At 46.3% G+C, this 12,621-nt stretch carries 16 protein-coding genes; 6 read left to right on the forward strand and 10 right to left on the reverse strand.

Annotated features, from left to right (window positions below; genetic code table 11):
* Window positions 1–2 precede the first annotated feature (2 nt).
* From AC790_RS08975 to AC790_RS08990, 4 genes are read left to right on the forward strand one after another with little or no spacing between them, the layout of a single operon-like run.
* On the forward strand, window positions 3–431 hold the full coding sequence (locus AC790_RS08975; RefSeq protein ID WP_072093409.1) for a hypothetical protein: 429 nt from the start codon (window positions 3–5) through the stop codon (window positions 429–431).
* Window positions 428–1,015 carry a hypothetical protein gene (locus AC790_RS25055; RefSeq protein WP_049851536.1) on the forward strand — a complete coding sequence of 196 codons (588 nt, stop codon included), beginning with the start codon at window positions 428–430 and terminating at the stop codon, window positions 1,013–1,015. Before AC790_RS08975 ends, AC790_RS25055 begins: the two co-directional genes overlap by 4 nt.
* A complete protein-coding gene (locus AC790_RS08985; protein WP_049851537.1) occupies window positions 1,015–1,329 on the forward strand; it encodes a hypothetical protein in 315 nt (104 codons plus the stop codon). The genes AC790_RS25055 and AC790_RS08985 overlap by 1 nt, the downstream gene beginning before the upstream one ends.
* A 4-nt stretch (window positions 1,330–1,333) precedes the next feature.
* A complete protein-coding gene (locus AC790_RS08990; RefSeq protein ID WP_049851538.1) occupies window positions 1,334–1,633 on the forward strand; it encodes a hypothetical protein in 300 nt (99 codons plus the stop codon).
* Window positions 1,634–1,646: 13 nt separating this feature from the next.
* On the opposite strand, the gene AC790_RS08995 is transcribed toward AC790_RS08990, so the two are convergent.
* The 4 genes from AC790_RS08995 to AC790_RS09010 all read right to left on the reverse strand — a co-directional run bounded on the left by AC790_RS08995 (window position 1,647) and on the right by AC790_RS09010 (window position 5,273).
* On the reverse strand, window positions 1,647–2,624 hold the full coding sequence (locus tag AC790_RS08995; protein ID WP_049851539.1) for a hypothetical protein: 978 nt from the start codon (window positions 2,622–2,624) through the stop codon (window positions 1,647–1,649).
* A 57-nt stretch (window positions 2,625–2,681) separates the two neighbouring features.
* Window positions 2,682–3,278, reverse strand: a complete 597-nt coding sequence (locus AC790_RS09000; protein WP_152929122.1) for a hypothetical protein — start codon at window positions 3,276–3,278, stop codon at window positions 2,682–2,684.
* Window positions 3,279–3,327: 49 nt separating this feature from the next.
* The gene (locus AC790_RS09005; protein WP_072093410.1) at window positions 3,328–5,001 is read right to left on the reverse strand and encodes a recombinase family protein; all 1,674 of its coding nucleotides are present in this window, start codon (window positions 4,999–5,001) and stop codon (window positions 3,328–3,330) included.
* 62 nt (window positions 5,002–5,063) lie between these two features.
* Window positions 5,064–5,273 carry a YaeP family protein gene (locus tag AC790_RS09010; RefSeq protein ID WP_049851542.1) on the reverse strand — a complete coding sequence of 70 codons (210 nt, stop codon included), beginning with the start codon at window positions 5,271–5,273 and terminating at the stop codon, window positions 5,064–5,066.
* 215 nt (window positions 5,274–5,488) lie between these two features.
* On the opposite strand from AC790_RS09010, the gene arfB reads away from it, so the two are divergent.
* Window positions 5,489–5,899, forward strand: coding sequence for an alternative ribosome rescue aminoacyl-tRNA hydrolase ArfB (gene arfB / locus AC790_RS09015; RefSeq protein ID WP_007893949.1), 411 nt, complete (start codon window positions 5,489–5,491; stop codon window positions 5,897–5,899).
* A gap of 30 nt (window positions 5,900–5,929) precedes the next feature.
* Here the strand turns inward: arfB and proS are convergent, their stop codons facing one another.
* The 6 genes from proS to metN all read right to left on the reverse strand — a co-directional run bounded on the left by proS (window position 5,930) and on the right by metN (window position 11,502).
* On the reverse strand, window positions 5,930–7,648 hold the full coding sequence (gene proS, locus AC790_RS09020; protein ID WP_007893952.1) for a proline--tRNA ligase: 1,719 nt from the start codon (window positions 7,646–7,648) through the stop codon (window positions 5,930–5,932).
* A gap of 89 nt (window positions 7,649–7,737) precedes the next feature.
* Complete coding sequence (gene tsaA / locus AC790_RS09025) at window positions 7,738–8,445, reverse strand: tRNA (N6-threonylcarbamoyladenosine(37)-N6)-methyltransferase TrmO (RefSeq protein WP_007893955.1); 708 nt, start codon at window positions 8,443–8,445, stop codon at window positions 7,738–7,740.
* Window positions 8,442–8,843 (reverse strand): Rcs stress response system protein RcsF, encoded by a 402-nt coding sequence (rcsF, locus tag AC790_RS09030; RefSeq protein WP_049851543.1) that lies wholly within the window; start codon window positions 8,841–8,843, stop codon window positions 8,442–8,444. Before rcsF ends, tsaA begins: the two co-directional genes overlap by 4 nt.
* A gap of 128 nt (window positions 8,844–8,971) precedes the next feature.
* Window positions 8,972–9,787, reverse strand: coding sequence for a MetQ/NlpA family lipoprotein (locus AC790_RS09035; protein ID WP_007893960.1), 816 nt, complete (start codon window positions 9,785–9,787; stop codon window positions 8,972–8,974).
* 37 nt (window positions 9,788–9,824) lie between these two features.
* Window positions 9,825–10,478, reverse strand: a complete 654-nt coding sequence (locus tag AC790_RS09040; RefSeq protein WP_007893963.1) for a methionine ABC transporter permease MetI — start codon at window positions 10,476–10,478, stop codon at window positions 9,825–9,827.
* Window positions 10,471–11,502 (reverse strand): methionine ABC transporter ATP-binding protein MetN, encoded by a 1,032-nt coding sequence (gene metN, locus AC790_RS09045; protein ID WP_007893965.1) that lies wholly within the window; start codon window positions 11,500–11,502, stop codon window positions 10,471–10,473. The genes AC790_RS09040 and metN overlap by 8 nt, the downstream gene beginning before the upstream one ends.
* Before the next feature lie 187 nt (window positions 11,503–11,689).
* Between metN and gmhB the strand changes: the two genes are divergently transcribed.
* Window positions 11,690–12,250: a D-glycero-beta-D-manno-heptose 1,7-bisphosphate 7-phosphatase gene (gene gmhB, locus AC790_RS09050; RefSeq protein ID WP_007893969.1), complete on the forward strand. Its 561-nt coding sequence runs from the start codon at window positions 11,690–11,692 to the stop codon at window positions 12,248–12,250.
* The last annotated feature ends 371 nt before the right edge of the window (window positions 12,251–12,621 follow it).

Here is a 12,621-nt window from a genome sequence, read left to right on the forward strand (position 1 = left end):
CCATGAATAAATGGACGATGTTTTACCCCGATGAATTCAGTACTTCAGATGTAATGGACTATGCCGCATTCGTGTACCTCATACAGTTCTCAGATACAGGTGAGTACTACATAGGTGTTAAGCAGGTATGGAAGGGCATTAAGAACCATTGCGAGGTACGTGATAACAGTAGTGAGAGCAATTGGATCACTTACGACAGTAGTTCCAAGACGGTAAAGGAATACATTTCGCAGGGTATGGATCACCGCAAGCAAATCCTATGGTGCTTCAAGAGCCTTCAGGAAGCGGCGGTACTTGAAACTGCACTTATCGCCGTATTGGGTACTGACTGGCGATGCTTGAACAAGGCAATCATGGTTAAGACACGTATGAAGAAAGATAACGGTGAACAGTTTCGAGTACTTCAACGTGTAATCGGTGATTTGCGATGAGTGGCTGGGTTAGGGGTAATAGCCCACAGGCTGTAAGTACCTGGTTAAACAATCAGGGCCGGGCAATCATTATCAATGTGCAGAGTGAAATCAGTAAGCGTATGAGGACACTCACGGCACAGCTACAGAAAGAACTCAATAAGGATATTGCAGGTGGCCCCGTACCGTTTACCAGTCGTGCGTTGTTCTTCAACTTCATTATTAAAAGTAATGGCAGTCGTACTAACCAGATCATAGTACGAGGTGATCAGGCTGCTTATCTACGTACAGTACTGACAGATATGAATGAAGTATTCGACAAGATGATCCCTACTCAATCTGCGAAGTTAAACAAACAGGGGAACATTACGGGACTCAAGGCAGGTATTGGAAGTAAGAAACTTGTAGTAGTTGAAGAGAAGGGCAAGAAGTACTTAATCGATACAACTAAGAAGAAAAAGAAACGAGACCAACGTGTAGTTGCTGTACGTGAGAAGAAACGCCGCAGTATGGTTTTTGATTTCTTCCAGAAGGCAGAGGACGGGGCAAAACTAATTCTTAGTGACGTAAGCGGAACCTACACATTTACCAGAAGGATTAATTAATGGAAGAACATTATACACAGGAAGAAACGCAAGATATTGCATTAGGGGGCGTACAGCCGTTGATGAATTCCTTGCAGTACCATTTTGCACAGATGGCACCTGAATTTTTTACGGGGAAAGTACATATCAATTCCCTTGCAGGAATGGTTATGAACGTTGCTTTTAAAGATGGTGCAGAACCAGAATTGAAAGAAGGGCAGTTTGCCACATGGAAGTACTTAGATGATGAATATCCATGTCGTGTTATCCGCCGTAAACGCATCTTCATTAAAGGGGTGTATGTGGTTTTATTTATAGTGCAATTGAAGGAGTAGGGGCATGTTTGGATTAGGGACGATCCTTGAACTGGTGAAGAACGCATTTGGGTACTTCACTAAGGAGCAGGAAAGCAAGGATGAGTTTGAGGCTAAGAACTCTGAACAACAGAATAAAATCACACTTGAAGACACATGTAAGGGCTTTACATGGCGTCAAGCACTTGGCTACGTACTCACATTCATAGTTGCTTGGAACTACATTGTGATCCCCATTCTAGGGGTTTGTTTCGGTGTAGTACTTCCCACTATCCCACTTGCTGATGTGTGGAAAGTACTAATAATCTTGATTAGTGGTAGTTGAATACAAAACCTTGTTAATCTAGGCGTTGGTTATTGAAGGAATGGTGATTGAATCTTTTTGTTTGTTCATTATAAGCGTAACGCAGTAAATTAATTACAGGGGATATGTATTCTTCCCAATTTTTTTTGTTGTAAGTTGAGATGATTCGGTAGAGCACAAGATCAGCATATCTTGTGTAATTATATTCTTTAAAATTCTTATCCAATATTTTCTCTTGAAAAATGCCCAGGAAATTATGGTAATCAAATTTTTTATTTTCATTGGTTGGAAGCATAGTGCTTTCGATAGATCTTGAAATGGAAATGATCTCTTTAGTTTCTTTTATTTTAGTTTTATGATCATTTATTTCAATTTGAATTCCAGCTCTATGCGATTCATCTTTCAAGTTCAACAACCAATCTTCGCGTTTAGAGATTTCTTCTTGATGATGATTATCAACCATTTCATCAGTGATTTCATCAATCATGCTTTTAAAATTGAATTCTGGTGTTCCAGTAGAGTTTTCTGGCAAATCAGTAATTTTTTTAGCTAGGTTGAACCCTACTAAATGTTGAGATATAGTCTCTTGTATATATTTCAAATCTTGAGGTGGAAATTTTCCATGATAAGTTTTTTCAATATTTTGGTTGAGTTCATGATTAGAAATGTCGCCATCAATAATACCAACAGCCTTAAGGGCCTTTTCATTTCCAGATTCAATCAATTCATTCTCATAAATTAGAAACCCAGTCAAGGTCTTTAGAATATTTCTCCAGACACCACATTGAATTATTTTGAACGCTCCAATGTTTAAATTAATATGTTGCAAAGCATACCCTATCATTAATTCTGCGAATTCATCTTCACAGAAGACGATGACTTTGGGGATTTTATGTGCCCTTGCTGATCCAGCTATAGTTATTTCGTATTTCGAACCGTCACCACTACTGCTTTTAGAAAAACTTTGGAATCCAGTTATTCCAACGCTTAAATTCATTACGGGTGGTTTCATTTTTATAAAATCCTTTGTGATTATAAATGATATTAAAATTATTTGCTATTATTATGATTATCCAAAGAAAACGCAGCTATAAAAACTCTCTGAATAGGGCGATGTTACACGCCAATTATTTTTATTGCATACAAAAGTAACTTTATCACCATCTTCTAAGTCGGGTAATTTTTTATTTGCTTCTTTAAGTATTGTATACCAAATCGGATATTGATTTAGTTGGCCTGTATACTCATCTATTGGTACATAAATTGAATCATATATGTACTTATTTCCACCTCCATTATAAACCTCAAAGATAAGTGTGTTTTGTGAGTTTGTAGAAACACGCTTGAATTTTGATTCAAGGACGAAGTAAGAATTTCCCATAAGCTGCTTTGCTTTGAATTCATTTACTTTAGCAGCTTTATGTATTCTTTCTGTTGTTAACCAAGGATATCTATCAGCAATGATTTTATCATATTTAAGTTTGGCTTCTTCGCTTCCAGAGTCGGCTTCATCACATTTTGCATAATTATTATAATCTACAAAAAAATCATTATCACTTGAAGTGGTTAGTTTTTCACACGATTCGTGATCGATTACGTTTTTTGGATCTGCATAAGCTAAACGTGATACCGCCAATATTAGAAAGAATAGCATGTTCTTTTTCACGTAACATTCCTTTTTGATTATCTTTAGTTTTTGCTTGACCATGTTTCTGTTAAGGGGGGGGGTAAAATAAATTAATTTTTCCGAGTTCTAATCGAACGCAATCAATTAAGTGTGACTGAGCATTTATCATTTCCATAAAATTAAGCATTAAGGCTAAGTCCTGAGAAAAGTATAATCCTTCAATATTGCATTCACTTGTTGTTGTATTGTAAGTTATATTCATAACGGGAGAGAGATAGATATCATCTTCTCCTTGGCTGTACTTGGTTATGTTTGAAAGAATATTACCAGTCATACTATCTAACAATATCACGTGCTCTATATTACTACTAAAGTACGAGAATGTAATTTTAGTGATTGTATCGTGTCGTACCAGGTCAATTTTAGATACAATCTTCTTTAGCATTAAATTGTATTTTATTCTATCTTCATCATTTGTTATGTCAAAATTTGATGCATCTACAATAACTGGTGTATTTTCAATTGATGCCATTCGTGAAGTGATATCATCAATACTCTTTTGGACGTTTGCTAATGCTTTTAGAAAATGAATTGGTGGTCGTGAAGATGCATCTATCATTTGTGAAACTTCATTTCTATAGTTAGTATCTTCGACTAACTTGGCTCTTAGTTCCTCTAAAGCATTATCTTGATTGTTCTTATTAAAGAATTTACCCCAATCAAAATTTAAGATGTGCTCTGAAACAATATGTTCCACCAAGTCATATCTAATAGAAGTGGCTTTGCATTCTTGCGTGGTCTTTCTGTTTGCACAAAAGTATCTTAGATACTCTTTTCCTTTGACCCTGCTTTTTACTACTGCCATTGAAGAACCACATAAACTACATGTACTAATACCGTTAAGTAGATTATTAAAACCCGGCTTAGGCTTGTGTTTTAGTATTGGCTGTTTTGATTTCTTAATATCTTGCACTTTGTCGAATTGTACATCACTGATAATTTGAGGATAGATTCTAATATCCTCGCGATCTTTATTAGATGATACAACCCAACCCTTGACACGAATGTCTGAAAGTAATCTGTTAACATTGCCGGGATACCAAAGACCATCACCCATTAGCATGTTCTTAGCGTTGAGCTCTCTTGCAATACTTGTAGAACCAATACCTTCACAAAATCTATCAAAGATGTAGTTTATCAGATATGTCTTTTCATTAAGTACATACTTATTATCTTTAACATCCATCCATTGCGGTACTCTCTTTGTTAATACGGCATTACCTGCTATTGCATCTTCAAAGCGAATTTTCCAGTTAGCATCAGATAGTACTTTTTTACGAACACTTTCGCGGTTAGCACGGGTAAGACTTGAAGATAATTCTTCAATATTAAGAGTGTCTGTGAAAACCGTTTTAGTTTCAGCTTCGTGTATGTGTACACCCGCCATAACTAAACCAAGAAAAGTAAATGTACTCTTAGCTGGAGTAGCTCGGGAGAATCGGTCTATATTCTCAATTATCAAACATGAGTTTTTATGCCTACCTTCAGAGGCTTCCTTAATAAAGTCTGCAAGTTCGCCTTTTTCTAGGTTGTAACCATGGAAGCTACTTTGTCCGGGTTGAAGCATCCATTGGAAATTATTTTCATCCAATGAGTACCCTAATTTGTCTTTATCATCGTAATTCTGAATATAGGCAAGAATTAGCTTTTGCTGGCGAGACATGCCGAGGCGATTGGCTTCGCTTTGCTTAGCTGAGGACACACGGCAGTAACAATATGATTTTCTTATCATTTTAAGGAGGGCTATGCTGGTTTAAGTTGTTTCTATTTTATCGTATCATCAACATAGTCGCTCACCAATAAGTTTGCAGCGGCATACGCTGCTTGTTCCCTGAGAGAAGAGTTTAGCGCAGAATCAGCGGCAATATCGTTGAGAGCCTTCAACGCACAACCTATGGCGTCTGGCACATACCCAAGGTCGCCGCTACCAATTTCGGCATACTTCTGGCGAACTAACTCACAATACTTTTGCACATACACCTCCTCAGCAGAGCTTGATACTCTGGATGATAGGCGACTATATCACAGGAAATTCATGGAAATCAGCCCGGTCGTCACGGGTTTGATGCATGGAAAAGAGCAAAAGTGACATTTCGCGCTGGTCTCATGCACTCAGCGTGCGCACAAAAGGTTAAGTTGATGAACAGGTTATTACGCGACACAACGTCGAACCAAACGGCAGGTGACAGATGATTGTACTGTCTCGTTCGGTTTCACTGGCCGATAATGAAGTAGAGCTTAGTGCCATCCGTGCGCAAGGTGCGGGCGGCCAACACGTGAATAAAACCTCTACGGCCATTCACCTGCGGTTTGATATCAACGCATCGTCGCTGCCGCCGTTTTATAAGGAGCGACTGCTGGCGGCGAGCCATCATTTGATCACTGCGGAAGGTGTGGTGATCATCAAAGCACAGGAGCACCGTAGCCAGGAAATGAATCGTGAAGCGGCCGTGCAGCGGTTGATCAATCTGATTCAGGAGTTAACTACGGTGGAAAAAGTCCGGCGCGCGACGAAACCGACGCACGGTTCTAAAGTGAGGCGGCTGGAAGGCAAAACAAGGCGCAGTAACGTAAAAGCGATGCGCGGGAAAGTGCAATAAAAAACGCCTCCAGTCGGAGGCGTTTCAGTGTTACTTGTTGAGGGCTTTCGCCAGGAAGTCGACGATGTCGTGCTGCTTGATCATCTGCTTCTCGCTGGCGGTACGCGCCTTGTACTCAATCTCTTGGTTATCGAGATTACGATCGCCAATCACGATGGTGTGCGGCACGCCAATCAGCTCCATATCCGCGAACATCACGCCTGGACGCTCTTTGCGATCGTCCAGAATTACGTCGATGCCTTTAGCACGCAGCGTGTTGTACAGCTCTTCTGCCAGCTGTTGTACACGGAAAGATTTATGCATGTTCATTGGCAAAATGGCGACTTCGAACGGCGCCAGCGCCGCAGGCCAGATGATGCCGCGCTCATCGTTGTTCTGCTCAATCGCTGCCGCCACCACGCGCGTGATACCGATGCCGTAGCAACCCATAGTCATCACCTGGTTACGGCCATCTTCGCCCTGTACCGCCGCTTTCATCGCTTCGGAGTACTTGGTACCCAGCTGGAAGATGTGGCCAACTTCAATACCGCGTTTAATCTGCAGCGTGCCTTTACCGTCCGGGCTTGGATCACCTTCGACCACGTTACGGATATCTTCCACGCGCGGTTCTGGTAGATCGCGTCCCCAGTTGATGCCGCTCAAATGCTTACCATCGATGTTCGCGCCCGCACAGAAGTCGCTGGTTTTCGCCACGGTACGATCGGCGATCACTGGCAGAGTCAAACCAACCGGACCGAGTGAACCTGGGCCTGCGCCTAACAATGCGCGAATCTCTTCTTCGCTTGCCATCTCCAGCGGTTCAGCCACGATATCCAGCTTTTCGGCTTTGATTTCGTTCAGCTGATGATCGCCGCGCAGCAGCAGGGCAACCAGCGTGTGGCCGCTCTCTTCGGTGGCTTTGACGAACAGCGTCTTGACGGTTTTCTCGATCGGCAACTGATGTTGTTCAACCAATTCAGCAATGGTTTTCGCGTTCGGCGTATCGAACTGCGTCATCGCCTGTGTGGCCTGTGGACGTTCACCAGCCGGCGCTAAGGCTTCAGCTTTTTCAATGTTGGCCGCGTAATCCGATTCGCTGGAGAAGATCACGTCATCTTCACCGCTCAGCGCCAATACCTGGAACTCGTGTGAGGCGCTGCCACCGATAGAACCGGTATCGGCCTGTACGGCACGGAAATCCAGCCCCATGCGGCTGAAGCTTTGGCTGTAGGCGCGGTACATCGCGTCGTAAGTTTCCTGCAGCGACTCCTGCGTGGTATGGAACGAGTAAGCATCTTTCATGATGAACTCGCGTGAACGCATCACACCAAAACGCGGGCGTACTTCATCGCGGAATTTGGTTTGGATCTGATACAGGTTGAGCGGCAGCTGCTTGTAAGAGCTCAGCTCGTTGCGGATCAAATCGGTCACCACTTCTTCGTGGGTTGGACCCAACACGAATGGACGCTCATGACGATCTTTAATGCGCAGCAGTTCCGGGCCGTACTGCTCCCAACGGCCACTCTCTTCCCACAAATCGGCAGGCTGAACCACCGGCATGGAGATCTCAATCGCGCCGGCGTTGTTCATCTCTTCACGCACGATGTTTTCAACTTTTCGCAGCACGCGAATACCGGTCGGCAACCAGGTATAGAGACCCGAAGCCAGTTTGCGGATCATGCCGGCGCGCAGCATCAGCTGGTGGCTGATCACTTCTGCATCGGAAGGTGTCTCCTTCAGAGTGGAGAGCAGATATTGAGTAGTACGCATTGATTACGATTCCAGTTATACGGAAGGAAACTGACAAAATTTTTCTGGCGGCTAGTGTACCAGCGAGATCAATCACTCAAAAGCGAGTTTTAGCGTGGATCGAGGGCGATCACTTCGGTTCCCGCGTCATCAATGCGCCAGCGCACATTAAAGTCGAGTAGCCACGCGGCATATTCGCGATCCTGCGTCTCACCTTTACGATATGCTGGGCGCGGATCCTGCGCCAGCACGTCGGTGATAAACCGCGCCAGCTGGGGATAGGTTTTCTGCTGCTGTTGAAGCTGGCTCTGCGCCAGTGGCGAAAAGCGTACCGGCATAGTGGCATCCGGAGCGGCTTGCGCAAAGCCGGCACGCGCATCCGGTAACGCCTCGGCAAACGGCAGATAGGGTTTGATATCCACCACCGGCGTACCATCGACTAAATCAAGGCTGCCGAGCTGCAAGATCACTTGCTGCTTCTCGCAGCGAATACCTTTTAACTCAACCAGCGACATGCCGATGGGATTGGGACGGAAGGTCGACCGTGTGGCGAACACTCCCATACGCGCATTGCCACCGAGGCGCGGTGGACGCACCGTTGGACGCCAGCCACCCTCCATCGTTTGGTGAAAGACGAACAGTACCCACAGATGGCTAAAGTCTTCGAGACCGCGTACCGCTTCCGGTTGATTGTAGGGCGGCAACAGATGCAACTCGCCGCCACCATCCTGCACCAGACCGGGCTGGCGCGGGACGGCAAATTTCTCTTTCCACGGTGAGCGAATCACGCCGATTTGCGCGAAGGCAAACTCACTCATTGATTGGAGACTTTCAGGGCGGAGCCCTGGCAAATGGCCTGGCGATAACATCCCGGCGTGCTGGTGACAATTTCGCACTTATGCAGCAATACCGCATTGGCTTTCATGCCGGCCGCTCTGATCTGCAAGCGTTTACGCGCGGTGTTGATATTCGGCGGTGAATCCTGGCTGCTGTTTTGGCAATCTTCAGCGGAGACTTCGCCTAAATCGCGGAACGGATTGCTGACCAAATCGGTCGCATCGGTGTAAATCTTCACCGGCGCAGGACGTGGTGTCGGTTTGCGTTCTGGCTCGCTGGATGCCTGCTGCGGACGAGAAGGAGCACTGCTTATCGGGTGATATTCACGCACGCACCCGGTTAGCATCAATGCCAACAAGCAGAGCGGTAAAAAACGCATGGCAACATCCTCAAGTAATAAAAAGTGGCGTTATTGAAACAAGGACGACAATAAATAACAAGTCAGGTGCAATTTATGGCAAAAGAAAGGGCGGCCGAAGCCGCCCTGCATGGCATGAAAGGTAAAAATTACCAGCCTTTCACTGCACCGCCGTTGAAGATCTTGTTGGCCGCTTCAGACACTTCGTCTGATTGGTAGGCTTGAACAAATTTCTTCACGTTCTCAGCGTCTTTGTTATCTTCACGGCTAACGATCAGGTTCACATACGGTGAATCTTTGTCTTCCACGAAGATGCCATCTTTCGCTGGCGTCAGGCCAATCTGGCTAGCGTAAGTGGTGTTGATCACCGCCAACGCGATTTGCTGATCGTCCAGGGAACGTGGCAGTTGCGGCGCTTCCAGCTCAACAATCTTCAGGTTTTTCGGGTTCCCGACGATATCCAGCGAGGTAGGCAGCAGACCCACGCCGTCTTTCAATTTGATCAGGCCCACTTTCTGCAGCAGCAGCAATGAACGACCCAGGTTAGTGGGATCGTTCGGGATAGCGACCTGTGCACCGTTCTGCAGTTCATCCAGTGATTTGATTTTCTTCGAGTAGCCCGCGATTGGGTAAACGAAGGTGTTCGCTACGATAGCCAGCTTGTAACCACGATCTTTAATTTGCTGATCGAGATACGGCTTGTGCTGGAAGGCGTTAACGTCGATATCACCTTTGCTCAGCGCTTCGTTAGGCAGCACGTAATCGTTAAAGGTGACCAGCTCAACATCGAGGCCATATTTTTCTTTGGCAACTTTCACCGCAGTTTCCGCAACCTGCTGCTCAGCACCCACGATCACACCCACTTTAATGTGGTTTGGATCTTTTGCTTTTTGATCGCATCCTGCCAGCGCAATTGCGCCAATCAGAGCACCCACAGCGGCAATCTTTTTAAATGTAAAAGACATATCCCTTCCTTAATAGAGGACTATTGATGTTGCTTGCTTACTTATGGGACACAGCACGCACGATGCGGTCGCCACAGAATTGGATTAAATACACCAGAACAACCAGCAGGATCAGCACGGTATTCATCACGGTGGCGTTATAGCCGATGTAACCATACTGGTAGCCAATCTGGCCCAAACCGCCCGCGCCAACTGCTCCGCCCATGGCAGAGTAGCCGACCAGCGTAATCAGAGTAATTGTAGCGGCATTCACCAGACCCGGCAGGGCTTCTGGCAGCAGGACTTTACGCACAATCTGCAGCGGGGTGGCGCCCATGGCGCGGGAGGCCTCGATCAAACCGGTTGGCAGCTCGAGCAGTGCGTTCTCAACCATACGTGCAATAAATGGCGCGGCCCCAACAGTCAGCGGCACGATGGCGGCTTGCAAACCAATGGACGTGCCGACGATGGCGCGAGTGAAGGGAATCATCCACACCAATAAGATAATGAATGGAATCGAACGGAAGATATTCACCAGCGCTGACAGCACGCGATAGAGCGCATTGTTAGCCAGAATCTGACCCGGGCGCGTAACATACAGCAGCACGCCTACCGGCAGACCGAGGACAAAACCAAAGAAACCGGAGACAAAGGTCATCATCAGCGTTTCCCAGACGCCACGCGTCAGTAACCACATCATCGCTTCAGACATAACCTAGCACCTCTACTTTCACATGATTTTCTTTCAGCCAGGCAATTGCGGCTTGGGTATCTGTTTCACTGCCATCCATTTCGGCTAACATGATGCCGAACTTCACGCCGCCGGCGTAATCCATCTGCGCGCTAATAATATTGTTATTCACGTTAAAGCGACGTGCCGCCTCAGACAGCAGCGGAGCATCGACTGACTTACCGGTGAACTCCAGACGCAGCAGGGGCACGCTTTCGGCGGAGGCCTGTGGCGCCATGCGCTGCTGATAGTCGTCCGGGATATCCAGATGCAGCGTGGATTGGATGAACTGCTGCGCCAGCGGTGTTTTTGGATGGGAGAACACTTCGCTTACGCTATCTTTCTCGATCAGCTCACCATTGCTGATTACCGCAACCTGATCGCAGATGCGTTTCACCACATCCATTTCGTGGGTGATCAATAGAATGGTAATACCGAGACGGCGGTTGATGTCTTTCAGCAACTCCAGAATGGAACGCGTTGTGGCCGGATCCAGCGCGCTGGTGGCTTCATCACACAGCAGCACCTTCGGATTACTTGCCAGCGCGCGCGCAATCGCTACACGCTGCTTTTGTCCGCCAGAGAGATTCGCCGGCCAGCTATCATGCTTGTCGGATAAACCCACCAATTCAAGTAACTCGGTTACGCGCTTTTTAATCTGCTCGCGAGAGAGGTTGCCTAATTCCAGTGGCAGCGCCACGTTGCCGGACACCGTGCGCGAGTTCATCAAGTTAAAGTGCTGGAAGATCATGCCAATCTGGCGGCGTGCCAGTGTTAATTGGCCTGAAGAGAGGGTTGTCAACTCCTGGCCATCAACCAGTACGCGACCGGATGTTGGGCGTTCGAGCAGATTGACGCAGCGAATCAATGTACTTTTACCGGCACCGGATGAACCGATGACGCCATAAATCTGTCCAGCAGGCACATGCAGGCTGACGTTCGACAGTGCCTGAATGCTGCGTGAACCTTGCTGGAACACTTTGGTGATATTTTCGAGTTTAATCATTAGGTTATTTATTATCGTGTTGCATGGTCCGTGGTGTATCGGGCTTCGCTCAGCAGTGCTGCGCGAAATTTGAATGGATGTTAAGGCATCCAGACGGCTAAATCAATCGAAGTCATTCAATCTGCCATTCTCTCGCTATACGCAATCATGCGATACTTAGCGACACCTTTTCAGCAGGAGTTTCTACGTGGCGAACAAAGTCCCGGCTATTTTTCTGGATCGTGATGGCACCTTGAATGTCGATCACGGCTATGTTCATGAAATCGATAATTTCGAATTTATTGATGGCACCATCGAAGCGCTACAGGCGCTGAAGAAGATGGGCTATGCGCTGGTGCTGGTGACCAATCAGTCGGGCATTGCGCGGGGGATGTTTACCGAAGATCAGTTTATGCAGCTCACCGAATGGATGGACTGGTCACTGGCCGATCGGGATGTTGATCTGGATGGCATCTATTTCTGCCCACATTTACCCGATGCAACAGTAGAAGAATATCGCCAGCAGTGTGATTGCCGTAAGCCGCAGCCAGGCATGTTGCTTTCGGCGCAGCAGCATCTGGATATCGATATGGCTTCTTCTTATATGGTAGGTGACAAAATAGAAGATATGCAGGCGGCACAAGCGGCAGGTGTTGGTACAAAAGTGTTGGTACGTAGCGGTAAGCCGGTAACGGCAGAAGGTGAAGCCGCGGCGGATTGGGTAATTAATAGTCTGGCAGAACTACCTTCACGCATTAAAAAGGCCTAAAAACGGTCGTTTTGTGCAAATTTCAATCGAACGGCAAAAAAGTTGAAATTTGCACTTGTCACCTCTGAATAACTCCCTATAATGCGCCACCACTGAGACGGCAAAGCGGCAACGCGGGCGGCTCAGCAGGGAGTGAAGAAATTCATCCCGCCGGATGAAAGCGCTGAAAAAAGTGTTTGACTCTGAAGGAGGAAAGCGTAATATACGCCACCCCGCGACAGGCGGTTAACCCGCTGCTCGCAACGCTCTTTAACAATTTATCAGACAATCTGTGTGGGCACTCGCAGGATTGATATCAGCGTCTCCGGACGCAAAAAAATATCAAGTCTCACGAGTGAACACATAATGAAATTCATTATGACGTTTTACAG

Origin of the sequence: Pantoea sp. RIT-PI-b, assembly GCF_001187905.1 — a bacterium.
In the GTDB taxonomy this organism is placed as follows: Bacteria; Pseudomonadota; Gammaproteobacteria; order Enterobacterales; family Enterobacteriaceae; genus Pantoea; species Pantoea nemavictus.